Source organism: Anaerostipes sp. Marseille-Q3525 (assembly GCF_018223505.1).
GTDB lineage: Bacteria > Bacillota > Clostridia > Lachnospirales > Lachnospiraceae > Anaerostipes > Anaerostipes amylophilus.
The window spans coordinates 1-20,818 of the sequence record NZ_JAGTTT010000027.1; the positions used below are offsets into that span (position 1 = coordinate 1).

The 20,818-nt window shown below is 34.2% G+C and carries 25 protein-coding genes; all 25 read left to right on the forward strand.

Going from position 1 to position 20,818, the window contains the following annotated elements; translation table 11 throughout:
- Nucleotides 1–368: hypothetical protein (locus KE503_RS11430; protein ID WP_212385276.1), on the forward strand; the 368-nt coding region annotated here is incomplete at its 5' end.
- 14 nt (nt 369–382) lie between these two features.
- Nucleotides 383–871, forward strand: coding sequence for a hypothetical protein (locus tag KE503_RS11435; protein ID WP_212385277.1), 489 nt, complete (start codon nt 383–385; stop codon nt 869–871).
- A 68-nt stretch (nt 872–939) separates the two neighbouring features.
- Nucleotides 940–1,662, forward strand: a complete 723-nt coding sequence (locus KE503_RS11440; RefSeq protein WP_212385278.1) for a hypothetical protein — start codon at nt 940–942, stop codon at nt 1,660–1,662.
- Between the two features lie 180 nt (nt 1,663–1,842).
- On the forward strand, nt 1,843–2,139 hold the full coding sequence (locus KE503_RS11445) for a hypothetical protein (RefSeq protein WP_212385279.1): 297 nt from the start codon (nt 1,843–1,845) through the stop codon (nt 2,137–2,139).
- A gap of 26 nt (nt 2,140–2,165) precedes the next feature.
- Complete coding sequence (locus KE503_RS11450; protein ID WP_212385280.1) at nt 2,166–3,116, forward strand: tyrosine-type recombinase/integrase; 951 nt, start codon at nt 2,166–2,168, stop codon at nt 3,114–3,116.
- A gap of 122 nt (nt 3,117–3,238) precedes the next feature.
- Complete coding sequence (locus KE503_RS11455; protein ID WP_212385281.1) at nt 3,239–3,559, forward strand: hypothetical protein; 321 nt, start codon at nt 3,239–3,241, stop codon at nt 3,557–3,559.
- A gap of 117 nt (nt 3,560–3,676) precedes the next feature.
- On the forward strand, nt 3,677–4,174 hold the full coding sequence (locus tag KE503_RS11460; RefSeq protein WP_212385282.1) for a type II toxin-antitoxin system PemK/MazF family toxin: 498 nt from the start codon (nt 3,677–3,679) through the stop codon (nt 4,172–4,174).
- A gap of 15 nt (nt 4,175–4,189) precedes the next feature.
- Nucleotides 4,190–5,218: a hypothetical protein gene (locus tag KE503_RS11465; protein WP_212385283.1), complete on the forward strand. Its 1,029-nt coding sequence runs from the start codon at nt 4,190–4,192 to the stop codon at nt 5,216–5,218.
- 18 nt (nt 5,219–5,236) lie between these two features.
- The gene (locus tag KE503_RS11470) at nt 5,237–5,602 is read left to right on the forward strand and encodes a hypothetical protein (protein ID WP_212385284.1); all 366 of its coding nucleotides are present in this window, start codon (nt 5,237–5,239) and stop codon (nt 5,600–5,602) included.
- A gap of 193 nt (nt 5,603–5,795) precedes the next feature.
- On the forward strand, nt 5,796–6,446 hold the full coding sequence (locus KE503_RS11475; protein ID WP_212385285.1) for a hypothetical protein: 651 nt from the start codon (nt 5,796–5,798) through the stop codon (nt 6,444–6,446).
- A gap of 83 nt (nt 6,447–6,529) precedes the next feature.
- Complete coding sequence (locus tag KE503_RS11480; protein WP_212385286.1) at nt 6,530–6,967, forward strand: hypothetical protein; 438 nt, start codon at nt 6,530–6,532, stop codon at nt 6,965–6,967.
- Nucleotides 6,968–6,981: 14 nt separating this feature from the next.
- Nucleotides 6,982–8,304: a hypothetical protein gene (locus KE503_RS11485; RefSeq protein WP_212385287.1), complete on the forward strand. Its 1,323-nt coding sequence runs from the start codon at nt 6,982–6,984 to the stop codon at nt 8,302–8,304.
- 22 nt (nt 8,305–8,326) lie between these two features.
- A complete protein-coding gene (locus KE503_RS11490; protein WP_249183048.1) occupies nt 8,327–10,396 on the forward strand; it encodes a hypothetical protein in 2,070 nt (689 codons plus the stop codon).
- A gap of 20 nt (nt 10,397–10,416) precedes the next feature.
- On the forward strand, nt 10,417–10,806 hold the full coding sequence (locus KE503_RS11495) for a hypothetical protein (protein ID WP_212385288.1): 390 nt from the start codon (nt 10,417–10,419) through the stop codon (nt 10,804–10,806).
- 57 nt (nt 10,807–10,863) lie between these two features.
- Nucleotides 10,864–11,331 carry a hypothetical protein gene (locus KE503_RS11500; protein ID WP_173774531.1) on the forward strand — a complete coding sequence of 156 codons (468 nt, stop codon included), beginning with the start codon at nt 10,864–10,866 and terminating at the stop codon, nt 11,329–11,331.
- Between the two features lie 31 nt (nt 11,332–11,362).
- Entirely contained in the window at nt 11,363–11,959 is a 597-nt protein-coding gene (locus KE503_RS11505) for a cysteine hydrolase family protein (protein ID WP_212385289.1), read from the forward strand.
- Nucleotides 11,960–11,973: 14 nt separating this feature from the next.
- Nucleotides 11,974–12,810, forward strand: coding sequence for a ribose-phosphate pyrophosphokinase (locus KE503_RS11510; RefSeq protein ID WP_212385290.1), 837 nt, complete (start codon nt 11,974–11,976; stop codon nt 12,808–12,810).
- Complete coding sequence (locus KE503_RS11515; protein WP_212385291.1) at nt 12,807–14,276, forward strand: nicotinate phosphoribosyltransferase; 1,470 nt, start codon at nt 12,807–12,809, stop codon at nt 14,274–14,276. Before KE503_RS11510 ends, KE503_RS11515 begins: the two co-directional genes overlap by 4 nt.
- On the forward strand, nt 14,276–14,686 hold the full coding sequence (locus KE503_RS11520; RefSeq protein ID WP_212385292.1) for a hypothetical protein: 411 nt from the start codon (nt 14,276–14,278) through the stop codon (nt 14,684–14,686). Before KE503_RS11515 ends, KE503_RS11520 begins: the two co-directional genes overlap by 1 nt.
- Nucleotides 14,676–15,446, forward strand: coding sequence for an NAD(+) synthase (nadE, locus tag KE503_RS11525; RefSeq protein ID WP_212385293.1), 771 nt, complete (start codon nt 14,676–14,678; stop codon nt 15,444–15,446). The genes KE503_RS11520 and nadE overlap by 11 nt, the downstream gene beginning before the upstream one ends.
- 2 nt (nt 15,447–15,448) lie before the next feature.
- Nucleotides 15,449–15,781 (forward strand): hypothetical protein, encoded by a 333-nt coding sequence (locus KE503_RS11530; RefSeq protein WP_212385294.1) that lies wholly within the window; start codon nt 15,449–15,451, stop codon nt 15,779–15,781.
- A gap of 59 nt (nt 15,782–15,840) precedes the next feature.
- A complete protein-coding gene (locus KE503_RS11535; protein ID WP_249183049.1) occupies nt 15,841–18,465 on the forward strand; it encodes a cation-translocating P-type ATPase in 2,625 nt (874 codons plus the stop codon).
- A gap of 13 nt (nt 18,466–18,478) precedes the next feature.
- Nucleotides 18,479–19,255, forward strand: coding sequence for a VWA domain-containing protein (locus KE503_RS11540; RefSeq protein WP_212385295.1), 777 nt, complete (start codon nt 18,479–18,481; stop codon nt 19,253–19,255).
- Between the two features lie 20 nt (nt 19,256–19,275).
- Complete coding sequence (locus tag KE503_RS11545) at nt 19,276–19,950, forward strand: TerD family protein (RefSeq protein WP_212385296.1); 675 nt, start codon at nt 19,276–19,278, stop codon at nt 19,948–19,950.
- 12 nt (nt 19,951–19,962) lie between these two features.
- Nucleotides 19,963–20,697, forward strand: a complete 735-nt coding sequence (locus KE503_RS11550; protein WP_212385297.1) for a PspA/IM30 family protein — start codon at nt 19,963–19,965, stop codon at nt 20,695–20,697.
- Nucleotides 20,698–20,818 lie beyond the last annotated feature (121 nt).

A 20,818-nucleotide genomic window follows, 5' to 3' on the forward strand; every position in this document is an offset into this window, starting at 1 on the left:
GTGATGGAAAAATGAATATATTAACATTAAAAGGGAATGGAAAATCTAAATTTCTCAGTGATTTTATTGATAGTTCTCGATCAGAAAAATGCTTTGTAATCATATTTGAAGGAGAACAAGTACCTCAAAGCCTATTTTCTGAATGTGATAATTTTGTTTTAGATAATGCTCAAAATATTAAGGAATCATTGGAAAACTATTTATGTATTGTAGAAAATTGGAGCAATAAATTACAATACTTAATAATTTATAGTGCTGAAAAATCACAGCAGAATCTAATAGATCTGGATGTTTATTATCAGCTTTATTTAGTTGCTGATAAACCATTTTTTAAAGATTTAATCTGTGTTGTAGCTTGTAAAGAATAAAATGGGGGTATAAAATGAAAATGACAAAGAAAAGTAGAGAAACATATGCCTATGAACCAAGTCATCCTTATATATGTATATATGAAACAAAAGAAGATGGAATTGGTTATGCAACATTTGACACCGAAAGTGCTTTAAGAGAACTTTTAGAAGAATGTAAGAGTCAAGGAGACAAGATTCTTAAGGCGTGTAGAATTGATTTCCAGACAGACATCTTGGAATTTAGTGATCATGGGTATACAATGAAATATCTCACTTCAGATATAGTAAATGAATTAAATGCAGAGCTTGAAAATAAAAAATATCCATTTAGATTTAATTACTTACCATGCAGTCATGAGATGGAAATTATATTGGTTGGGAACACAGATGCAATCGTTGGGTTTGAGTTGTGCTTTAGAGACGAATTTAAAGATTGGTTAGATCAATGGCTTGGAAACAAAGGCTTACGATGGATATATTCTAGGAGAAATGTCATTCACACAAAACCGATTAAAGAATAAAATGAAACTTTGATAGAAAAATAAATAAAACGAAAATTTGATAGATGTATATAGATGGGAGTGATGCCATGAGTAACACAGGGTGGATTAAACTCCATCGGAAAATTATAGATCACTGGTTGTGGGAAGATAAACCATTTGCCAGAGGACAAGCAATGATTGACTTACTGATTCTCGCAGGTTATAATGATCAATCGAAATACATTGATGGAAATTTAGAAGCAGTTAAGCGAGGATCAGTGGTTACTTCAATCAGAAAGTTATGTGATCGATGGGGTTGGAGCAATTCAAAAGTTGTCAAATTTTTAAAGACACTGGAAAACGACAGCATCATACATGTAAAAAGCGACACTAAAAAGACAGTCATAACCATAGTAAAATACAGTGTTTATCAAAGTTTTGTAGATGAAAAAACTACACAGAAACGACACCAAAACGACGCAGAAGCGACATATAAAAAGAAAGTAAAGAATAATAATAAATATAATAATAATAATATAAAGCGATTCACACCGCCTGATTGCGAGCAAGTCTCCAGATATTGTCAACAAAGAAACAATGGGATTGATCCAGAAGAGTTTGTGGATTATTACACAGCCAAAGATTGGATGATGGGCAATAGCAAGATGCAAGACTGGAAGGCAGCAGTACGAAACTGGGAACGAAATCAGGCTAAGAAGAACGCTAAACAAAAGCCAAAGGTAACGAACCTTGCACACTTGGAATGTGATCGTGATTATGATTTTGGTGCGTTGGAAAGACAGTTGTTTGAGAAGCAGATGACAGGATAAACCTGTATGACGGATGATGATAATTGCAAACTGAATAATGGCAATTTTGAGAAGCTTATGGGCTTCTTTTTATTTTGCCTAAATTTAGAGAATAGGAGTGAGAATTATGGAATTAATCGAAGTAGAAATTAGACCAGAAGTACGTGAACAGTGTAATAACTAAGAGAGGAGATTGGAACAATGAAATTATACGGAACAGTGAATACAGAGGTTGATGTGAGCAAATATAATATATTAATAGCTGCGGCTCAAATACTATACGATGGACATCTATATGATGGTTGGGGAATTCATACAGAGTTATTGGAGTCAGATCATAGAGAAAATAACACTGGTAAAAGAGGATTATTTAAGGTTGAAGATATATCATATCATGGTTCCCCAGTATGGAAATATACATTGATTACTGACGATGAAAATGCAATAAATGATTTTCTGCTGGCACAGGAAATAGAAAAAGTAATTAAGAGAGTGTAAGAATAACTAAGAGAGGTGAGATTATCATGGCAGCAACACAGTTTGAAGTTATTGAAACAGTAAATAATAATAACGCAGAAGAATCTGAAACAAAGATTAAAAGACGCAAGGACGGAAATCCTAAATGGACTCGATCTAACAAACAAAAAGGTGTATCATCTTTGGTTTATCCGATTAAAAACAAAGAAAAATTTGCAGCCTTTAATGCATATTTTAGAGACCAGATTGATAAATCCTATACAGAGTACAAACGATATGTAGCTGCCAGAAATAATCTTTTGGTTACTGTCGGAAATAATACGGCATATCGTATCTCTGATATTGTTAGACTTAAATGGGGCGACTTATTAGGCGATAAGACTCGTAAACAGGAAAAGAAAACAAAGAAATTCAGAACGGTATATTTTAACGATTTGGTAACTGAAGCAGTGGATATTTTCTTTGAAGCTGTTGCAGGAACTAAATATGATGTCAAGATTGATGGCAAAGTGCCAATGGATGGTTATGTTTTCGGAACATGTAGGTCTGGATCAGGACACATGACTGAAGCAAATGCTTTGGATTTTGTTAAAAAAGGTGCTAAGGCAGTTGGAATTGAGGATAACATTGGTACACATACATTGCGAAAAAACTTTGTATACTGGACACTTGTTGATCATAAGGATGATCAGAATGTATTGTATACACTTATGAGATTATTGAATCATAGCAGTCCTGCAATGACGTTTTTATATGCTACAATTACAGAAGAGGAAACACATGTATTGTTCGATGATATTGCCCAGACGTACAAGGATATTATCAGCGGAGCATTTAACGGATTAAAGGAAAATGTTATTAATGTGAGTTATGATAGAGTTATGGAGATTATCAAGTGTGCCTATGAGACTGGCAAAGATGATTCAGACAAAGATGACGAAGTACACGAGGATAATATGCAGGCATTAAAAGAGTTACTGGAAGGAGTTATTTTATGATATTTGTAACAGGAGATACGCATGGGGATTTGATGCTTCAATTAAATAATCACTCTTTCCCAGAAGATAATGCAATTGCAATTTACGAACAGATAATTAGAATTTCATAAGGAGAATTTTGTATGAAGATAAATACAATTAGACAAAATAAAGAAGAAAAGAAAGTAAACCAGAATCTTATGTGGATTTCGGCAGAGATTCCACCGCTAAAGCCAGATAACGCATCACGTTATATGAGATATAAAACATATCCTGTGATTGTAGATTACAGATATAATGATGGATATGTGGACGAAGTGCTTGATTTTTGTGACTATGACTTTGAAGAAAAGAGGTGGAAATTAGACAAGCCGCATAAAATCAGACAGTATTTTCCACTTCCAAGCAAGCACAAGGTAAAGTGTTCGAACAAAAAGAGAACACTTGTTCGAAAAATATCTTGATTTTGTTCTGTCGTAGCATTATAATAAGAAGTGTAAAAATTCTTTGTTATATTAAACTTTTGAAAAATATCTTTAAATGCTATTGACAAGCATATAAAGGTATGGTATATTTAACTCATGGAAATGAAAATGCAACTGAGGGAAGTTGAGGTACATGAAATGAACGGATATACTAATAAAAAAGAAAATGGAAAGAGATACGACAAAGATGAAAAGAAACAATATGAATATGGGAAATATATGAAGCCGCATGTGTGGGAAATATATTTTGCCGATCTACCTGAAGTAGAAGATAGTCATATATTGTGTGGGTTACGACCAGTGATTGTATTTTCAAATGATATATGCAATAGTACGAGTACGGAAATCAATGTTTATCCTCTAACTAAAAGGATAAGAAATTGGATTCCTACACATGTTACTATATGCAGAAATAAAACAAATGGTCTTAAAAGAAACTCTCAAGTGTATTGTGAGCAAGGACGAACAATTCCAAAACGGAATTTGTTAGAATACTGGGGACAAGTAACCAACTTATCTCTTCAATTAAAAATTGCACATGCCATTATGATACAGAATGGTATGTTGTCATATATGAATGTGGCAGCGTCATAGAATGGAGAAAGTTTTATGAATAATAAAGAATTTATAGAAAATTATATAAAGACAAAAGTTCCAGAGTCAGCACGACCAGGATGGGAATGGATGTTGGATTCTGATCTTGCAAGAGAGGACGAACAGGGCTTAACATACGCTCCAGGAACAATCCAAGAGGCTATGTTAAGGGCAGGAAAAGGGACTGCAAGAAATCGAACCATGAATTCTATTGTGAAAAGATATAAACAACTTGTAGATTTATACACCTACGCAAATGAATGTAACTATATAAAATATAATCCATTCAAAAGCGATAAATTCATTGATCTACAAATCGTTGTGGATATTTATTTTTCCAATCAGGTCAACGTGAACTATGTGTCGAAAGAACAATTGAACGAACTTCTGATAGCTTTAGCTCTGCGTAAAAAGCCTTTGGATAAAAAAACAAGGTTGCAAATCGTACTATATCTAGTAAGTTTGTATAACGGTATTGATGCTGACGCCTTAAAGGACTTAAAGTTTTCTGAAATCGACGAAGAGAAACAAACGATCTCAGGGAAACCAATTGGTAAAAACTTTTTAGATATGATTGCATACTATAAAAACGCAATGGGTGAGAATATTTATGAAGATCATATAATTATTCCATCATACAAATGTGATGATTTGCAGGAATATAAAAAAGCACAAGACCGTATTGGCTACAATATCAGATTTTTGTTTAATACGCTTGGCAAATCGTTAAATTATTATAAAATGTCAAAAAATGACGTTATTAATTCTGGGTTTGTACAGTATTTAAAATCAAGAATGAGCATTGAATCAATATCTGAACTGTATTATGTTAAACCAAAGGATGGTGTAGCGAGATCATTAAATGCTAAGATGTTCAATGATATTGCGATTGATTTTTATTACAAATACTATAAAACATATAGATTGGATGACGTACCGTATAATTTTAGTAGGAGACAAACGGTAATTGGGAAAACGATCAGTTATCTATATCAAGATGAAGATTACAAGAATTATCGTGTGCATCAAATCATGACAGAGTAAAGGAAGGGATTTTTGTATATGGACAATCAAATATTAAACATGTTGGTAGCGAATCAATCAAATCAAATGCGTGTTGATGTACTTGATTTACACTCGTCAGAAATGTCATCTTGGTTTCTGAGCGAATATAAGATTCGGGCAGATGATGGGAAGATAAAAATCTATGGCAAAGATAAAGATCTTTCATATCATTGGATCGAATTTATTCAAGATGAGAATTTGTTCTCTCATATTAAGCAGGACGACATATTTGACATAATCAAATGCCTGCAATTTACATACAAAGAGAGATACAATGTTGGAATAAAAATACAGACAACAAAAAAGAAAGCAGAAGTCTTTGGCAAAACTTCTACTTTCACACAAACTAATAATTCTAACTAAACAAATAATAAATAACAAAAAAGGATTTTTTGAATCTATCGTGTTGGCAGCACGATAGAAAATCGAATTAAGTATTTAGAATTGTTTAATAGATAAGGATAATAATATCCTTAAAATCATTATAACAATTCTAAACATGTTCGTCAACATGAAAATTTTTCCAAAAAACTACAATTGAATATAGGAGTGATGTATGAAATACATAATTACGAATGAAGAGTTCTATGTAAAAAGAGATCATGCAAGAAATAAATACGTTCGTGATAATCGTAAGTCTGAAGCTACTCAATTTACCTCCAAACAAGCAAAACATATTTTAGGTTTGAAGCATAAATATACGTGGATGAAAGACGGATTTTATGCCAGAGAAATTGAGCTAGGTAAAGTTGGAAAACCTATGGAATCTAGTGAAATAATGCGTAAAGGTAATGGAAATTGCTTTATGGATTGGGAATGTGATAATACATTGATCGACAATATAGAGACTGAGGAAAGAGCTATAGTAGGACTTCTAGCATATGACTCAGATCAATTAGGAGAAAAGAAGTTTGAATTAGAGCAGGCATTATCATATGCTGATTCTGCCAGAAGTGATATTCTTCATGCGATTGAGTTTAAAAAAATTGATGCTGCGAAACGTGCAGTGATTGTTGGGTATCTTAAAACTTTACAAGAATTGCACAGAAAAATCAAGAATTGTATTCGATACATAGAAGTGATGCAGAATTGCATGGATAATCAGAAAGATATATGTACTTTGAAAAAAGAATTAAAAGATGCAGAACATAAGTCGTATGTCGGCAGGACAAAGTATTATGAGGTGATCCAGAATATAATTGGGTAGAGTTTCTTCCTTATTATGTATGATGACTCGCACAGGCATTTGTGCAAAATTAAAATGTAAATATTATGTTAGAAAGGAAAAATATGGGCATTTACATACAAAAGTTTGGAAAATTAGAGCAAAGATATTTTAAACCAGATGAAATAGAATATAGTCCACACTCAGGAGACTGTATCAAAGTATTAAACAAGCAAAATGGAAAAGAAAAAACATATGTAGTAATTAATGAAGATGTAGGTGATCTACGATTACACACAAGAGAGTTAATGCCAAGAGTTCATTATACAATCTGTGATGAAAAACATTTGGACAATATTTATATGTTTAGTGTTTCAGCTTTGCTTGATAAAGAAAGGTGGATATTGCGTATATATGATTCGTTTGGTATTGAAAGAAAACGAAATGGAATATATTCGTTTGTCGATACGTTAGATTCAGATGTAATTATTACCATTTTGATAGGAAAATACAAGCGTGAAGATACATTTAATGTAAAAGTACCTTGTGAATTAAGAAATTAAAAAAGGAGAATCGTATGGATGAAAATAAAACGGGCGTTTGGATAAAAATGAGGAATGGAGAAAAACTTAGGTATGACCATGATTGGATGGAACCATTTGGTGTAGGTGATCTGGTCGAAATAAATAGCGAAGATATGTATGTAAACTTTAAAATTGTAACTGTTGAATCCAGAAATAATTCATCAATAACTACTTATAGAATTAAACCTCAACTTAGAATTGATCGAACGCTACATCCTTATGATGTTGCTAAATTTCGAAATGCTGAAGCAATTGTAATGGATGTGAATAAATACAGTCAGGCATTGATTATTGTTCCATTTTGGTATAACAAAAAACTATATAGAAACCAGAGAATACGTTCATCAGAAGTTGCCATTACAATTAAAAGAATAGAAAAATTAAAAACAATGAATGAAGATATTGAGATTCAGACAGGTACGATTTTAGCTGACGAAATAAAAATTGGAACATTAGCCACACCACCACTTTCAGAAAGAAGAGTGTCTGCTCTGCCACTCTATCAGCAAACCCCAATTACCGCAACGTCAGAAGCAATAAAGAATTTTAAAAAAGAATATTATGGAACATTTGGAGCTGAACGTGAATTAAAGTCACAGATACCGACAACAGAACTGGGTCAGACGTTAAAAAAGATTTCTGACAGAATGGGCGACATAACGATTAGCGATTTAGGAGAAAGTCACATCGAATTTAAGGAGAAAGAAATGTATACAAAAAATCTAAAAGAAATGATTAAGAAACCGATTTATGTTGATAAAGAAATTACTGTGAAGGAACCAATGTTAGATAACAATGGTAAACAGATCGAAAAAGATGGTAAGCCAGTGTTTAAAGTAAAACATTATCATGGAATGGTTAAAATTTTATGGGTTAGTGGAGCAGAAACTGTTGCGTATGTAGAAGGAAATGATGTGTATGACAGAGAAAATGGCTTCAAAACTTGTGTATTAAAATACCTTTGTGGTAACGCAGGTGCTCATGATGCAGTTGACTTCTGGACAAACAAATATGTGAAATACCCAAGCAGCCGTGTGGAAGTGACAGAAAATTTATGCAAACTGGAAGAGATCATCGAGAATGATAAGCACAGAGAAGAGGAACGCAAAGGTTTACCTCATGCAAAATTCTTGAGAAGAACGGTGGATCGTTTAGTACCTAGCTTTTCAGATGACAAATTACATTATGCACCAGAAGATGAAAAGCTTGCTAATGAATTTAAGAAATTAGCAAAGAAATATTTTCCAGAACTTAAATGTAGGGAAATTTATATTAATGATAGAAAACAGGAAGACGTTTTCGTAGCAATTAAATAACAAAATGAAAAGGAGATAAATTATGTGTACACCAATGAATGAAAACTGGAGCAATTTTTTAAGCAAATTGTCAGGGCGTTTAAATAAGATGCTCGATTATGTAGAGAAAAACAATTCTACATTGTATGAAACCGATATTGATAAGGATGAACTTTGGGAAGTATATCTGAGTAGTTTCCCTGAAGGAACAAACAAAATGTATCGTAAACGACGAGAATATGACTGTGGTCATTGCCGAAACTTTATTAAAACAATCGGTGGAGCTGTGGCAATTGTTGATGGCAAGATTCATACGATCTGGGAGATTGATACCGAGGATGCCGTATTTCAGCCAGTAGTTGATGCTCTGAGAACATATGTAGAATCTAAACCAATCAAAGATATTTGGAGACATTTTACAAATACAGTTGGTACAAAAACCACAAATGAGTATACAGAAGATAAGCAGATTATCAAATGGACTCATATGTATACACCGATTCCAGAGAGATTACTAGAGAGAAAATCCGATATTCCTACAGCAAAAGCAAAAGTCAGAGATCGAAAGAATGTGTTTAAAAGATCACTCGATGAGATTACAGAAGAAGCTGTTGATACCGTATTAGAACTGATCGCTTCAAATACTCTTTACAAAGGACAGGAATGGGAAAGAGTCTTAAAAGACTTTAGAAAATATCAGCGAGAATATAATGCTTTGTCTGATGAAGAAAAAGATACATACGCATGGGCAAAAGCAATGACTATCGGAGATGTAATTGGTCGTATTAGAAACCATAGTATTGGTACATTGCTTGTAAATATCAGTGAGGATATGGACTTAGATAATGCGGTTAAGGCTTATGAAAATGTTGTAGCTCCTGCGAATTACAAACGACCAAAGGCAATTTTTACAAAGAAAATGCTTGAGGATGCAAAGAAAACTGTGACTGATTTAGGATATATGGATTCATTACAGCGTAGATTTGCGAAACTTGATGATATTACAGTCAACAATATCCTGTTTTGTAATCGTGATGCAGCACCACGTATTCAGGGTGGTTTAGATATTTTCGATGAGATGAGTAAGGAAGTTGCTGTAAATCCTAAGAAGTTCTCTAAAGTCGAAGAAATCAATGCAGAGAAATTCGTATCATATGTACTTCCAACGGCAAAAGAATTAGAAGTTCTGTTTGAAAATCGTCACAAGAAGAATATGGTTTCACTGATTGCACCTGTAAATAAAGATGCTAAGAACATGATGAAGTGGAGTAATCCTTTCAGCTGGGCATATTCAGGAAATATGACAGACAGTGAAATGAAAGAAAGAGTTAAGAACGCAGGTGGTGCAGTTGATGGAGTTTTAAGATTCTCAATTCAGTGGAATGCAAATACAGATTGGAATCAGGATGATTTTGATGCACATTGCAGAACTCCACGTCATCATATCTATTATGCTTCAATGCATGATTATGCAACTGGTGGAAGCCTTGATGTTGATGTAACTCATCCACATAGAGGAGAGCCTGCCGTAGAAAATATTACATGGGCAGATAAATCCAAAATGGTTGACGGAGAATATGAATTTTTCGTAAGAAATTTTGATCATAGAAATGGAGTTTCTGGATTTACAGCAGAGATTGAATTTGATGGACAGATTTATGAATTTGAATATGATAAGCCTTTACGTCAGAACGAAGATGTTCCAGTGGCTACAGTTACATTAAAAGATGGAGTATTCACAATCAAAGAGAAACTTCCATCAACAACATCTTCAAGAGAAATCTGGGGAATCAATACAAATCAGTTTGTGCCAGTAACAGTAATGTGTTATTCACCTAACTATTGGGACGAGCAGACAGGTATTGGACATAAACATTATCTGTTTATGTTAAACGGATGTGTAAATGAAGATACTCCAAATGGATTCTTTAATGAGTTTTTGAAGCAGGAATTAGTACAGCACAAAAGAGTATTCGAGGCTTTAGGAAGTAAGATGCATGTCGCAGATGATCCAAACCAGCTATCAGGAATTGGTTTCAGTTCTACAAAACGAGATGATGTGATCGTTAAAGTTAAGGGTGCAACAGAAAGAGTTCTTAAAATTAAATTTTAACATAAAAAGGAGATTAAATTATGACAACAGAAAAGTTATTCGAAATGGCAACAAGAAGCAAATTGAGATTCCCATCAACAAAGGGAGAATTATCCGTAGAAGATTTATGGGATTTATTTGATAAAGATTTAGACGTGGTTTATAAAAATCTGAAAGATCAGGAAGTTAAATCTTCAGAAGAAAGTCTGTTGGATGATGCAAATGTTGATCCAAAATTAACGGCTGCGATTGGTATTGTGAAGTATATCTTTACAACAAAACGTAATGAGAGACTTGCTGAGAATGAACGTATTAATAAGAAACTGACACAGAGAAAATATATTGATGCTCTTTCCAAGAAACAGGATGAGGCTATTGAGAAGATGTCAGAAGCAGAATTACGTGCAATGATTGATTCGTTAGAAGATTAAGATAATACACCTTCCCGTCAAATTTGACGGGTGGGTGCTTAAAGAAAGGAGACTGGAATGATTTATAAATTAGAATTAGGCGACTGGTCGGAAGATGGGCATAAAATATCAGAAAGTTTTTTATTTGATTGTAACTATGATATTCATAAAATTCGACAAGCGTATAAAGACAGTTGTAAAAAGCTAGGAGTAGCTTTTAATTACAATGAAGATTATACGGGTCTAGGTCTTGGTTATAGAAGTGAGAGACTGATTTGGACAGAGTATCAAGAATCAGAAATGAGCGAAACAGCATTTGAAATTTTAAATAATTCTGGGTGTTTTAAAGAGGTTGATTTCTATAAAGAAGATGGCGTGTATTATATTGAAGAAAGGAAAGATTGTGCAAAACTTATTATGAATTTTATCGCACTGTCTATGCCTGAAGATTTTCGATATAAGCTTGTCCAAGAGCCAAAAGTTGAATCGATTAATAGTTGGAATGATGAACTGAGACAGCACTTTGGGTATGGATTATTTGATTAATAAAACAGTAATTTAATGGAAGGAGAAAACAATGGACGTTAATAATTTATTGGTTGTCGTCGATATGCAGAATGATTTCATCGACGGAAGCCTTGGAACCAAAGAAGTACAGGAAATTGTTCCCAAAGTAATTGAGAAAATTAAAAATTTTGATGGCATTATTGTTACAACAATGGACACACACGATGAAAATTATTTATCTACACAGGAAGGAAAGAATCTTCCAGTAAAGCATTGCATCTGCGGAGAAGATGGATGGCATTTAAATGAAGAAGTTAGAAAGGCATTATTATCGTCAGAGATGTTTTGTCGCAATGACAAGCAAGAAAATGCTATTTGGCTTCTTGAGAACTATTGTAAAGAAACATTTGGGTCATTAGAACTTATGGACGATTGTTCTGATGAATTCGGTGAAGATGGTCGGTCTCATCCAGAAGATGTTGAAATTACCTTAATTGGTCTTTGTACAGATATTTGTGTAATCTCAAATGCAATGTTGCTAAAAGCAGCGTTGCCAGAAGCAAAGATTGTCGTAGATGCATCTTGTTGTGCGGGTGTGACACCAGAAAGTCATAAGAACGCACTTGAAGCAATGAAGATGTGCCAGATTGAAGTAATTAATGAGTAAAGGAGTGATGAAGGATGATTACTATTGGTGGAGTACCAGTTGTTCCAGAATCTTTTCCAGATGGAACACAGAAAATTGGTTTGCCGTTAGGAGCAATGAGATCACGGATTGCAGTAAATAAATTTGTATCAATTGAATGGCTGTATGAATCAGATAAAGAATTATTTTCGCTATATTGTATTTCAAAAAGTATTCGAGAATATTTCCCACATTTATCACAGTGTTTAGTGATGCCGTATATTCCGAATGCAAGATTTGACAGGGTTAAAGATCATAACGAATGTTTTACATTAAAATATTTTGCAGAAATCATCAATGAATTAAATTTTAGAAAGGTCATCGTAACAGATCCTCACTCAGATGTTTCTAAAGCATTGATTGATCACCTACAATATATACCAATTAAACTATATATTTCTAAGGTTTGTAACAAAGTCCTTAAAGCAGAGCCATCAAGAAATCTAGTAATTTATTTCCCAGATAGCGGATCACTAAAAAGATATTCTGAATTTGTATCAGATGATTATCCGATTGTCTATGGAATTAAAAATCGTGATTGGAAGACAGGAAAAATTCTGGGTATTGAGATTCATGGAGATACAGATAAATTAGATGAGAATACAGCAATTTTAATGATTGATGATATTTGTAGCAAGGGTGGCACATTCTATTATGGATCCAAAGAATTAAACAAATACGGTTGTAAAGATATGTATTTATACGTTAGTCACTGTGAAAATACAATTCTTGATGGCGAATTATTAAAGGAAGATAGTTTGTTTAAAAAAGTGTATACGACACGTAGTATTTTTACAAAAGAACATGAGAAAGTTGAGGTGTTAGATTTATGAAACAGACAAATCCAATGTTATTAATTGATTTTTACAAAGCGGTTCATGCTGAAATGTTACCAAAAGGTATTACAAAATCTGTTTCTTATTTTACTCCACGTATGAGCAGAGTAAAACGATGGAATGAAGTAGTCATGTTTGGATTACAAGGATTCATTAAAGAGTATTTGGTCGATTATTTTAATGAGTATTTTTTCTTTGAACATAGAAACAAAGCAATTGGTACTTATAAGACAGTAATGGATGCAGCTCTTGGAGAAGGTGCATATGGATTACAGAAAATTGAAGATTTATATGATCTTGGCTATCTTCCAATTGAAATTAAGGCTCTTCCTGAAGGAACTTTAGTACCAATGCATGTACCGATGTTTAGTATTGAGAATACACATAAAGATTTTGCATGGTTGCCACAGGCATTAGAAAGCTTAATTTCCGCAGAAATGTGGCATCCGATGATCGCTGCAACTGTCGGGCATACATATAGACAGATCGTTAATAAGTTTTATGAAATGACTTGCGATGACAATACCGTAAAAGCTAGAGCATTAGGAGCTTTTGATTTTCGTGGAGAAGAGTGTTTACAGTCTGCGGTTAAAGCAGGGGCAGGATGGTGTTTATCATTCTTAAATACAGCTACGGTTCCAACAATTCCATATTTAGAGAGAAATTATAATTGTGATTGTACGAAAGAACCAGTTGCTTTTGGTAGCCCGTCTACCGAGCATTCGGTTGCGTGTAGTAATTATGCGATTGACGGAGATGAAGAGACTCTGATTAAAAGACTACTTACAGAGATTTATCCAAACACAAGCTTCTCCGCAGTATTGGATTCATATGATTATTGGAACGTTGTAGAGAATATTCTTCCAAAACTCAAGAATGAGATCATGAATCACAATGGATGTTTTCTTGTAAGAGGAGATTCAGGAGATTGTGTAGATGTAGTAACCAGAACGGTATTCAAGTTATGGGAAGAATTTGGCGGAACTACGAATAGTAAAGGATACAAAGTATTAGATCCTCATATAAAAGCAATTTACGGAGATTCAATTACAGTGCAGAGATGTGAGCAGATTTATGACATCTTAGAGAAAAATGGATTCGCAGCAAGCAATGTTGCACTTGGCGTTGGATCATTCTCATTCCAGTGTATTGAAGAAGATGGAGTTTTGAAACCATTTACAAGAGATACATTTAGTAGCTGTATCAAAGCAACGTATTGCGAGATTGATGGCAAACCATATCCAATTTTCAAGAATCCAAAAGATGGCGGATTTAAGAAATCTCAAAGAGGTTTATGTCATGTCTATACAGGATCAGACGGTAAATTGACATTTAAAGATGGATATACTTCAGAAAATCTTCCAATGAATAATCTGCTTGAGACAGTATTTAGAGATGGCAAATTAGTAAAAGAACAGTCATTGCAGGAAATCAGAAGAGTATTAAACGAAGGAGAGTTTTAATGGATTTTTACTTAGATGAAGACCATTGCTATCAGCGACTTGAAGATGAATTTAAGAAATATGGAAAATTAATTTTCTGTGTAGATTTTGATGATACATTATATGATTTTCACAAAGTTGGTAGAACTTATGACGATGTGATGAATTTGCTTCGAGAATGGGAAGATTATTCTGAAGTGATTATTCTGACAGGTAATGGATCAGACAAATATGATATGATCGCAAATTATTTACAGAATCATAAGATTAAATACAAAGGTATCAACTGTGACAGTTCAGTTCCCGTAGGCGGTCGCAAGACATATGCAAATGTATATATTGATGACAGAGGTGGCTTGCCTTTAGTATATAAACACTTAAAAATACTTATTTCAAGAATTAAGAGAGGAGATATAAAACATGAGTTTTAATGCAAAAGAAACCAAAGACAGATTAGTGCAGTGGATTAGAGATTGGTTTGAAATTAATGGTAAAGGATGCAATGCCATTGTAGGAATTTCAGGAGGCAAGGATTCATCAGTTGTCGCAGCCTTATGCGTAGAAGCACTTGGCAAGAATCGAGTAATCGGTGTCATGATGCCACAGGGCGTACAGTCAGATATTGAGTATTCTCAGATGTTATGTAATCACTTAGGTATTGAAAATTATACAGTTAATATTTTTGATGCTTGTAGAGATATTAAACATGAAATCAGAGATGCATTAAGTGGTAAATGGAGCAAGCAGAGTGCAACAAACTTACCTGCTCGTATCCGTATGGCTACATTATATGCTTTCGCACAGAGTATGAATGGTAGAGTGGCAAATACTTGTAACTTATCTGAAGACTGGGTTGGATATGCGACCAGATATGGAGATTCAGCTGGAGATTTTAGTCCATTAAGTGATCTGACTGTGACAGAAGTTAAAGCAATTGGTAGAGTTCTGGGACTTCCAACAGAGTTAATCGAAAAAACTCCTACTGATGGGTTATGTGGCAAGACAGATGAAGATAATCTTGGATTTACATACGAAGTGTTGGATGAATATATCAGAACAGGTGAATGCAAGGATAAAGTAGTGAGACAGATCATTGATGAAATGCATGAGAAGAATGTATTTAAACTTGCTCCAATGCCTAAATTTATATCTGGTATGTGGATCGAGGCAGGAATGGAGTTGGATGATTAATTATGGAAATTAAAGCAAAATGGACAGGTTGTGGTTTTGTACATTGCGTTGGAGAATGGAAACTTTATGTTGACGGTAAGGATGTTACCAACAAAATTCCAGAAGACTTACGCACAGAACCTATGAATACATATAAAAGATATGAGCGATGGTATTTTAAGGACGGGGTTGAAGAATGGGAATCATATTATGACGGACTGAAACAAGATGAGTGGATTGAGACTAATAAGTATTGGTTAGATGAAATTACAACAGATATTGATGCTCAGCGTCAGATTTTCAAGGCAATCAACGAAGAGGATTTTCGCACTAATTCTTGTGGTGGGTGTATTTAGTAACAAGATTATGACACGAAGGTGTTATGATAAATAAATTTTAAACAAAGGAGATATTTATGATTAACATGAATGGACTAACAGACAGGCAGGTATCGGATAATCGACGAATGTATGGTTCGAACAAGTTACCAGAACCACCAATGAAAACTTGGGTGGATTTCGCAGTAGATGCATTGAAAGATCCGACTTTAATGATTTTAATTGTAATTGCTGTATTACAGCTCGTACTTGCCGTAGCAGGAGTAATGAGTTTTTCGGAACCAATTGCAGTTTTAGTTGTACTTGCTCTCGCAACAACATTATCTGTCAAGACAGGGCTTGATTCTCAGAAATCCAAGGCTGATTTAAAAGTAGAAACATCAACGAGATATTGTGAAGTTATTAGAAATGGCAAGATTCAGACAATTAATACGGATGATATTGTAGTAGATGATATTGTCCTGGTTGGTACTGGACAGCAAATTTTTGCAGACGGATATATTATTGATGGCAAGATTACAGTTAACAATTCGGCAATCAATGGGGAAACAAAAGAAATCGAGAAAACTCCGATCGAGGATTTTAATTTTCATGCACGAGTAGATTCATCTACAGACGCATATGTGGATCAGAATTCATTATTTGCAGGCACACAGGTTATGTCTGGCGAAGGTAGAATGATTGTAACGCAGGTCGGTATCAATACAGTTAATGGAGATACACTTGTAAAGAGTCAGACATTAGAAGCTCCAGAAACAGCATTAGATATTGCGTTAGGAAACCTTGCAGCGTTCATCACAAAATGGGGATCTCTAGCAGCTACACTTACATTTATTGTCCTAGTTGCAACAGGCATTGCAAGTCTTGGTTTTGATAAATATTTTGATGGTGGAGTGCTAGAAATTCTTAAGAAGTTTGCTCAGAATTTATCTGTAGCAGTATCAATTGTGGTCGCTGCGGTTCCCGAAGGATTACCACTGATTATCGAATTAGTTACTAAACAGAATGTGAGTACAATGAAGAAGTTTAATATTCTTGCTAAGAATCCAAATAAGATTCCAGAACTTGCTTATGTAGATTTAATTTGTACAGATAAGACAGGAACACTTACAACAGGTGTAATGACACCAGAGAGAATCATTGATGGTGCAGGCAACGATATTACAAAGAATTGTAGTACATTTGAACCTTTAGTGAATAACATTTGCTTAAACAACAGTGCAGTATTTGATGATCATGGCAATATCACAGGCGGCAACTCTATTGACAGAGCAACCTTAAGTTTAATTCCTTATGATAGATATTATACGGTGTCTGGAATTGACGGACTTGGGCAGAAGAATAAACAGGTTTTTAGTAGCTCTAATAAGTATTCTGCTTATGAATGTAAGAATGGTCTTACATATTATAAGGGAGCACCTGAAAAATTAATTGCAAATTGCAAATATTATTACGATGGCAACGAAGTCAAAGAAATGACTAAAGAAGTCGTAAACAATATGAACAAAGCAATTAGTAATATGACATCTCAAGCAATGCGTTGTATCGCATTAACAGAAAACATTGGGACAATTACAGAGAATCAGCTACCAAATAATATGACTCTGATCGGCATCGTTGGTGTAGTTGATCCTGTAAGAAAAGAAGTTCCAAATGCTGTAAAAATAGCACATGATGCAGGTATTCAGATCATTGAAATCACAGGAGATTGCATTGAAACAGCAAAAGCTGTAGCGATTAAGAGTGGTATATATGAAGAAAATGGTGCAGATATCGCTTTAACAGATAGCGAATTTGTACAGTTAAGTGACGAAAAAGTGAAAGAAATTCTTCCAAATTTACGAGTGATCGCAAGATGTTCACCACAAACAAAACTAAGATTAGTAACCTTAGCGCAGGAAGTTGGCAGATCCGTTGCTATGACAGGTGATGGAGTAAATGATTCCGCTGCATTAAAGAAATCAGATGTTGGTTTTGGTATGCAGAGTGGTAGTGATGTAGCAAAAGAAGCTTCAGATATTATTCTAACAGATGATAACTTTGCTTCGATCGTCAAAGGCGTAGAACTTGGACGAACATTTATGCATAATATCATGATGTTCTTAGAGTTCCAGTTGCCAATTAACATTGCATTATTAATCCTTAGCACGATTTATCCATTAGTTGCAACTGGAGCATTCTTAGCATCCGTACAGATTTTGATCGTAAATATCATCATGGATTCACTTAACTCATTATCATTCGGTGGAGAACCACCTAAAGTAGAGTACATGACTGAAAAGCCTATTAAGAAAGGATCAGGGTTATTTATCTGCGGAGCAAAACAGAGAATTGCAGTTACTACAGTAGGATTTATCGCATTATATGGAATTTTAATCTTGTCACCAATTGCTAAGATGTTTGGTACGGATGAATTAGGAATGACAGCAAGATTCGCATTGTTATGTTTCATGGCAGTATTTAATGGGTTCAATACTAGGACAGATTCACTTAATTTATTTAATGGTATTAGTAAAAATAAATTATTCGTTGAGATTGCAATTAGTATTTGTGTATTCACAGTATTGTTATGCAATGTAGCAAGCTCATTAGTAAATACAACAGCATTAGATATAACACATTGGATTACAATTATCATTTTAGCGTTGATGATTGTACCTGTTGATTTTTTACGCAAAGTGATTGTAAATAAACAGAAATAAAGGAGATATATGTATGGGATTATTTGACAAATTATTTGGAAAGCAGAACAATTCAAGTCAGACAACAAACACAACAATGGACGATAGAGTGGCTTCGACTCCTCAGAGTCCAGCTAATTCAGCTGTAATTGATATGTCAAAATCAGCACAGAGCTTAAATAAAGTTCTGATTGATATGTCGAAAGATAGTAAGGTGAATATGAATGATCATATTGCAAGAGTTGCTTTAGCAATGGACTACTCAGGAAGTATGAGCAATTTATTTAGCAATGGTTCTGTTCAGGATGTAGTAACAAGATTACTTCCAATTGCATTAAAGTTTGATGATAATGGAGAGCTAGAATCATGGCTATTTTCAAATGGCTTTGACAGACTGGATGCAGTTACAATCAACAATTACAAGAATTATGTAAGAAAAGAAATGATGGGATCTCACATGAATATGGGTGGTACGAATTATGCACCAGTTCTTACAGACATGGTTCATTACTACAAAGATGTAGAGCCGAGCGATATTCCCGCATTTATTATTTTCATTACAGATGGTGAGAACTGGGATACAAGTGAAACAGATAATATCGTAAAAGAATTATCTGAATACAATATTTTTGTGCAGTTCATCGGCATTGGGGATGAAGATTTCAACTATCTAAAAAAACTTGATGATCTTAAAGGTCGTAAACATGACAATACAGGATTCACAGCTGTAAAAGACATGAATCGTATGTCTGACGAAGAACTGTATACAGAAATTTTAAGACAGTATATTGATTGGTTAAATAACAAATAAAAAAGTAGAGGTATAACAATATGGCAGTAATTAATATGAGTAAAAATCAGAAAATTGACATGGTAAAAGAAGATGGGTCAGCAATGAAGAAAATTTTTCTTGGTATTAACTGGGATATGAACAGATATTCTGGCGAAGCACCAAATGATTGTGACCTTGCAGGATTCGTAACAGATGATAACCGACAGGTGAGATATCCACAGGATGTTGTCAATTGGTTAACTTACTCACCTCAGACATATAATTGGGTTGAATATTCAGGAGACAACAGAGATGGGAATGATTCTCAGGGTATGAACTATAGAGGTAAACATTATGATGAATATTTCATTGTAGATGCAACAAAATTCCCTTCAGACAGATCTGAATTTATTCTTGGAGTAGGAATTTACAGAGCTATTCAGAGACTTCAGAACTTTGGTATGGTCGAAAATGCATCTGTTATGGTTTGCGATTACGATGATGAAAATAGCGATCAGTATGTATATGATCTTACAGAAAACAAGAACTTTGAAACACTCAATGCAGTTGAAATCGGTAGATTATATAAAAGTGGGGATGGCTTCAGATGGCAGGCACTTGGATCAGGATATGTTGGTGGTATCCCAGAACTATATAAAAATTTTGGGCTGTCAATCAATGAAGATTTTGATCGTAAAGGCGATCCAGAAAAGGGAGAAATTATTCAGTATTAGAAAGGAATTGTTATGGTAGTAATTTTTATTTGTATAATCGCAGCAGTGGTCGCATATTTAGCATTTACTAAAAATGGTCAGCAGATTAAAAATAGAGCATCTGGAACAGTTGCAGAGAAAATCAAAGACGATGCAATGACCCCAGAGGGAGCAAAGGCAAGATATAATACTGCAATTAGAGATAAACAGGAATTTTATCAGAAGGTTACTGGTACTTATACTCTTGTAGCTGGCAAATTAAAAGCAATGGAGGAAGATCTTCAGAAGACTAAGAAAGATATCTTAAGAGTGCAGACTTCCATCAATCAGTGTCTTGATAATAATGATGATAAAAGAGCAATGTATTATGCCCAGAAATTAGTTACACTACAGAATCAGCAGACGGTATATGAAAGTAAATTGCCAGAATTACAGGCTAAGAAAGATGAACAAGAAGAACTGAAAAATCGAGCTTACGATGAATTGCTTAAATTAAAAGGCGAGAAAGACACGGTAATTCTTCAGATGGAAGCCGATCAGCAGATTTCAGAGTTACAGAAAAGCTTAGACAAATTTAATAACTCCAATGCTGCTCAGGAAGGATTGGAAGAAGTTCGAGAGGGAGCTAGAAGACTTAATGAGCAGGCAAAAGGAGCATCTGTAGCATATGAATCTAGTGCAGAAACATTAGATTATCGTATGGAGCAGGATGAACGACAGCAGGAAGCTCAGGCTATCTTAGATCAGATGAAAAACGCTCGTAAATAGCGGATAAACTCATCTACAAAAATTAATTTCACAAACATAAAACTGGCATTTTATGGCACTATAAACCACAATATATAGTGTTTATTCAATTATCAAGCCACTATATATAGTTGTATAAAGT